Source organism: Paenibacillus agaridevorans, assembly GCF_003112455.1.
GTDB classification, from domain to species: domain Bacteria; phylum Bacillota; class Bacilli; order Paenibacillales; family Paenibacillaceae; genus Pristimantibacillus; species Pristimantibacillus agaridevorans.
The window spans coordinates 25,486-31,314 of the sequence record NZ_BDQX01000005.1; the positions used below are offsets into that span (position 1 = coordinate 25,486).

At 54.7% G+C, this 5,829-nt stretch carries 4 protein-coding genes; 2 read left to right on the plus strand and 2 right to left on the minus strand.

What is annotated here, in order from left to right:
- Positions 1 to 105, plus strand: a 105-nt coding sequence (locus PAT3040_RS00170; RefSeq protein ID WP_146200325.1) for an AraC family transcriptional regulator, incomplete at its 5' end; no start/stop codon positions are given.
- A gap of 111 nt (positions 106 to 216) precedes the next feature.
- Here the strand turns inward: PAT3040_RS00170 and PAT3040_RS00175 are convergent.
- Together PAT3040_RS00175 and PAT3040_RS00180 are read right to left on the minus strand one after the other, a co-directional pair.
- Complete coding sequence (locus PAT3040_RS00175; protein WP_108991031.1) at positions 217 to 3,399, minus strand: alpha-mannosidase; 3,183 nt, start codon at positions 3,397 to 3,399, stop codon at positions 217 to 219.
- 161 nt (positions 3,400 to 3,560) lie between these two features.
- Positions 3,561 to 4,598 carry a LacI family DNA-binding transcriptional regulator gene (locus tag PAT3040_RS00180; RefSeq protein WP_108991032.1) on the minus strand — a complete coding sequence of 346 codons (1,038 nt, stop codon included), beginning with the start codon at positions 4,596 to 4,598 and terminating at the stop codon, positions 3,561 to 3,563.
- Positions 4,599 to 4,804: 206 nt separating this feature from the next.
- Here PAT3040_RS00180 and PAT3040_RS00185 point away from each other — a divergent pair, with 206 nt between their 5' ends.
- Positions 4,805 to 5,488, plus strand: coding sequence for an alpha/beta fold hydrolase (locus PAT3040_RS00185; RefSeq protein ID WP_181376351.1), 684 nt, complete (start codon positions 4,805 to 4,807; stop codon positions 5,486 to 5,488).
- Positions 5,489 to 5,829 lie beyond the last annotated feature (341 nt).

Below are 5,829 nucleotides of genomic sequence, written 5' to 3' on the forward strand. Positions count from 1 at the left end.
GGCGATACCGCGCGCTCCGTAGGCTACGACGATCCGCTCCTGTTCTCCAAGATGTTCCGCAAGACGATGGGGATGTCGCCTACGGAATACCGCAACACAAGATGAAGCAGCCACGCCGTCCTTTGGCGGCGCGGCGCGTTCATCGGCATGGGACTGTGGTGACACCCGCACCGCCCCACCGCGCGCTGGGAGCTGCGCGCGGGTGCAGAAGGGCGATTACGCTTGCTTCTGCTTGCCGAACGTAAGCCGGAACGTCTTGATCTCGTAAGGCGTCAGTTCGTAGCGAATCGGCTCGCCATCTTGATGCAGCCCGCCGATCGGCCGCTCCAGCAGATCGCATTCCTGCCACGCAATAATGTCATAGTCGCTGCCAAGCTCTGCCATGCCGCGAGCGCCGGCATATTCGTGCAAGCGCACGATCAGCCCATTGCCATCTTCCGCCCGTTTCACCGCATCGATCGCGACATGGGCTCCGCTTGGCCGCAGGAACGACTTGCCTGCCGCCGCAGATACCCCCTCCACGACGTAAGACGGGTTGTTAAGCTGCCACGCAGCTTCGGCCGTGCCTGCTTCGACCCAATCTCCGCGATGCGGATAGAGCGAGTAGGTGAAGACATGTTCGCCTTGATCCGCATGCGGGTCAGGGTACACGGCCGACTTGATCAGGGACAAACGGATGACGTTGTCCTTAATGTCGTGACCGTACTTGCAGTCATTAAGCAGGCTGACGCCATATCCGCGCTCCGACAGGTCGACCCATTGATGGCCGACGGTTTCGAACCGGGCATGATCCCAGCTCGTATTCCAGTGCGTAGGCCGCTTAACGTTGCCGAACTGAATGTCGTAGGTGGCTTCCGTCGTCCGAATCCGTACCGGGAACGCCACCTTCAGCAGCTGTTGCTGCTCGTGCCAATTCACGTTGGTCGCGAAGTCGATCCGGCGGTTATTCGCATAAACGGCAAGCTTCTGCACGATAGAGGAATCCCCGTACGTCCATTCCAATCTCAGCACCGCCTTCAGCCGGCTTGCCTCTACCAGCTCCAAGGAGACCAGCGCGTCGATCTCCCGCATTTTCTCCCCATAGAACAAATCGATGTCCCATGCCTCGAACATCTTCGGTTTGTCTTCGAACACCTGCAGCACGTTGCCTCTCGATCCGGCCGCCAGCACCTCTCGTCCCGCTTCCTTATCGAACAGGCTTGCAATTTGCCCCTGCTCGTTGAAAGCAATGGCATAAAACGGCGTCGTCAGCACTTTGCCATCCCATTGGAAGGTGGACGCAACCGCAGACGCGGTCGTCGTTTGCGGCCCGGCCGACTCCGGCTCGAAGCTTAAGACGACCGCTCCAAGAGCAGGAATGCCAGGCACCAGTACATGCCACTCTCCTTCCACATATTCCGCCTGCAGCTCCTCTCCGTCAGGAGACATCGTCCATTTGCCCGCTGGGCCGACATCATCCCGCTTCGGAATGGTTACCAGCTCTCCACGATCGAACGACCCATTGTTATAGACCGTGAAAGCGACCGCTCCGGAGTCGGCGCTCCGTGCCAGCTTCCCTGCTGCTTGATCCCGCGCCTCCAGCCCCCATTGCTCGGCTTCCTCGTACTCCGCCTTGGCATCCTCGTAGACTTCCGTAATGGACGATCCCGGAATAATATCATGGAATTGATTGCGCAGTATGGCCAGCCAGCCCTCGTAGAGACGTTCCGCCGACTGCTCATCCCACTCGCCGCTCTCTACGGCAGTCATCGCCTGAAGCCATTCCGCTTCGCGGTACAGCAGCTCCAGCTTGCGGTTCATCCGCTTGTTATAGGCTTGGCTCGTATAGGTGCCGCGGTGGTACTCCAGGTACAACTCGCCATCCCATGTATGCACGTAACGATCCGTACCGTCGACCGCCTCATGCAGCTTCTCAAAGTAATCATCCGCCCTGCTCGGCACGACCTTAGGCAAGCCCGGCATATTTTCCAGCCTGCGGCGCATCTCCAGCATATGCCGATTGACCCCGCCGCCTCCGTCGCCGTAGCCGTAAGAGAGAAGCAGCTCCTTATTAACGTCCTTGTTGCGGTAAGTATCCCAAATCCCCTTGACGCTAAACGGTTCGATGAGACCGTTATACGTATACCACCAGACACCTGCGTCCGCCACTTCCGGCGTCGTGATGAAATGGGTCAGAATTTCGCTGCCGTCAATGCCCCGCCACTTGAACGTATCATGCGGCATCCGATTATATTGATTCCAGCTGATCTTCGTCGTCATGAACGTCTTAATGCCGGATTTCCTTAAAATTTGCGGCAGCGCCCAGCTATATCCGAATACGTCGGGCAGCCACAAGTAATCGCATTCCACGCCGAACTCATCGCGGAAAAACTTCGTGCCGTACAAAATCTGCCGAACTAGCGACTCACCGCTCGTCAAATTGCAGTCCGCCTCCAGCCACATAGCGCCGCCGGCTTCCCAGCGTTTCTCCTTTACCCGTTCGCGGATCGCCTCGTAGATTTCGGGATAATCCTTCTTTATATAAGCATATAACTGGGGCTGCGACTGCAGGAAAACGTATTCCGGATACTGTTCCATCAGCCGAAGCACGGTCGAGAACGAACGGGCCGCCTTCTCGCGCGTATGCGTCAGCCGCCACAGCCAAGCGACGTCGATATGCGTATGACCGACCGCATGTACCGTTACGGGATGCCGGGACTCCAGCTTTCCAAGCTCCTCCTTCAGCAGCGCGATCGCTTCCTTTACCGTCCCGTAGAACGCCTCGGAGCCTGGTCGGGACCAGTCCAGCAGCAAGAAGGCGCGGTCGAGCGCCGTCAGCAGATCCTGTCTTGCGGGCGACGATTCCTCCAGCACCTTCGCCGTCTCCAGAGCAGCAATCCCCGTGAAAAACAAATCATCCGCAGCCTCATCCAGCACGCAGAGATCGGCTCGCTTGAATTCATGCTCCTGCTCCGTAGGCACGCCTCCGCCCTCAAGGCCCGACCACAAGCGGAAGGTAAGCTCCAGCTCGCGGCCGACGGCATCCTCGGGGAGCAGCACCTCTTGATGATTGCTGTCAACGCCTTGATAGGGAACTCCGTCGACATAAATTAACGATTCAAAGGCCGAGTTGTTGCCGGCGCCCGTCAAGCCGAAATCGAATACGCCTACAACCTTCTGCCCTTGCCACTCGGCGGGCACTTCGACATGGCGCTGGAGCCAGACATACAGATCGCGCCCCTTCCAGCGCTCCCCCTTGCGCATCGTTCTCTCACGGGAGATTGAAGGCGCGCGCTGCACACCGTTCGCTCGCTCCTCGTCGACCTCCATCGCCCACTCCCCCAGCTCGATGACATGCCGATAGCGGAGCTTCCCGAGCTCCTTGATTCTTTCCTGCAGCTTGTCGATAATCCAAAACATCGTAATCTCCTCCTTCAATCGATCAATTTAATAACACGTGTTATCAATGCTTAAAAAAAGCCGCCGCTATTTCGGAAATCAACGCTGCACCGGCGGCGGTGAACGTTACGTTCTAACGGCTTACAACTTAACGGACAACCTCGGCTGCAGTTTGGCCGGTTCTACCGCTCGCGCGCCATACTTTCTCCCGGCACGACAGTTGCCTTTAACCATAGCTTCTCCGGCCTCATCGCTTGACTAGGTTCCTCCAAGCTTAAGAGCAGACGGCGCACCGCCTCCTCGCCCATTTCGGCATAAGGAATTTCGACGCAGCCGAGCGGCGGAGCCATGAACGCGTTGCTTCGGTTCGTATTGTCGCCTGCCATGACGGACAGCTCCTTGCCCACCGCGATTCCGAGCTTCCAAGCCATCCGATACAGAATCGACGCGCTGACCGACCAATTGATGAGGATGGGCGGCAACTTGCCGTTCTCCCTCCCGCGAAGCTCCTCCAGAAACCGGAGCATCCAAGCTTCGTCGTAGGCTTGCAACTCGTGGACGACCGGAGCCAGCCCTCTATCAAGGCACCACCGCTCGTAGGCGGAACGTCTCGCCCGTTCAGCCCAGTTCGATCCCGGCTTCTCCAGATAGGCATCCAGATATACGGGGGCAAGGCTGCTTACGGCGCCAATATGATCCAAGACATCGAGAATGCTCTCCCGATAATCCACGAGGATAGAGGAAACTTCCGCCGTGCCTGCATAACCCTCGATGGAAATGTACGGCACCTTCGCCTTACGCACTGCATCCAGCCATTCTCGACTCTCGAACGAGATCGCATCCAGACTGATAATACCGTCGAGTCTACGCTGCCTGTACAAGTCGAGGAGCTCGAACCGATCCCGCTCGTCCCCGCCCTTACCGCTGATCAGCACATGATAACCCCGTTCCGCGCAAGCTCTCTGCATGCCCTCAAGCACCTGAAGGAACAGCGGATTTTTCATATCGCCAAACGCCGCAACGCAGCGGCTGACACCCGTCTTCATCGCTCGGGCCCCTGCGTCAACGTGGTAGTCCAGCTCCTTAATCGCCTTAAGTACCTTCTCGCGCGTATCCGGCCCGACACCGATGCCCGCCGTTCCGTTAATGACCGCCGACACCACGCTGCGAGACACGCCAGCCGCCTTCGCGACGTCGAAGCTCGTCGTTCTTTTCGCCATAATGATTGCACCTCGCCAATAGAATAACACGTGTTATACGCGCTGTAAATGGACTTTGTACGATCAGCAGCTTCATTACGCTAACGGGCAGGCCACTTCCAATATGTGCTAAAATAGATGTGTGCATAAAGTAAATTAAACTTTGGGATGTGGTTTACATACATTTATCAAAAAAAACAGCTAACGATAAGGTTTTGATCGAGTATTTGGATTCATTAGAAGAATCCGACAAGAAACTAGTTCCGTTGATTATTTGTCCAGGTCTGTCCGAGACAGCAGAAGAATATCTAGATTTGCTTGAGGCGGTTCTACCAAGAAGAAGTATAATTCTATCCTTTCGAGGCAGGGGAAAAAGTGATACCCCCGATAGAGGATACAACCTGACCGAACATGTATCAGATATTGAGGCAGTCGTAAAGCAGACTGGAATCTCATCGTTCCATTTATTTAGTTATTCACGTGGTGTTTCTTATGCTTTAGGCTATGTTGAAAGACACAAGGAACAGATACAATCGTTAATTATTGGCGATTATCCTCCAGAGCATCGAGCAATGCCGCATGATTGGCCCGAAGATTACATAAACAACTATTTAATCCCTTACAATCGAACAGCGAATATCCGACCTGAAGCGGTATGGGGTATCCAAAGAGAATCTGCTCTAATTAACTTAGATGATATGTCTTTGTCGATGCCCGTTTTAGTGGGGAGAGGTAAGCTTCAAGAATCGTTAATTACGGATACGGACCTTGATCGTTATAAGAAAATGTGCAGCAATATAACAGTAAAGGAGTACTTTCAGTCTGGACATAACCTGAAAGGAACCGAGAAAAAGTTGTTTTACACCGACGTAACTGATTTTTTAGATACATTGAGCGAAGGATTCAACTAACGCGAGATGCTAGCACCACGACATGACGGCGGCCGGCCACACGATCGGTTGCCGTTGTTCGTTGAATGGGCAGAATTACGCAACAAGCTGACTTTCCTTGACGTAAAGAATCATGAGGTTATTGTAAAGCGGTTTTAAGGAAGCTACTAGAAAGGAGGGGTCAAATTGATTTCAGAAAACAAACCGTGCAACGAATGTGGCGGAACATCATTTGGTACAGGAGAATTGAACACCCCCGCCACCTTGAAGAGGTGGGGGATTCTTGGGTTATTGCTCTTTATGGAGCAAAATCGCATCGATATTTTCTTGCGAAAAATCGTACACCAAGCGATCCCTGCGGT